Here is a 201-nt window from a genome sequence, read left to right on the forward strand (position 1 = left end):
CCCCGGCCGCGCTTCCGCCGCCTGGTGTCGCCCTGCGGCTCTGCGCGGATCAGGCCGTGGAGCCGGGGCCGGGGCCGGGCGGAAGGTGGACGGTCATGATCAGGTGGCAGGTGCTCGAGCCCGCGCCGCGGTAGGTGTGGGCGGTGTCGCCGTCGAAGGTGGCGGTCTGTCCGGCTTCGACGGGGTGCTCGGCGCCGTCGA

General features: G+C 76.1%; 1 pseudogene. It reads right to left on the reverse strand.

The window, feature by feature from the left end:
• Nucleotides 1-49 precede the first annotated feature (49 nt).
• Nucleotides 50-201: pseudogene (locus AOK09_RS42855) on the reverse strand (XRE family transcriptional regulator); the annotation flags it as partial.

Origin of the sequence: Peterkaempfera griseoplana (assembly GCF_001418575.1) — a bacterium.
GTDB lineage: Bacteria > Actinomycetota > Actinomycetes > Streptomycetales > Streptomycetaceae > Peterkaempfera > Peterkaempfera griseoplana.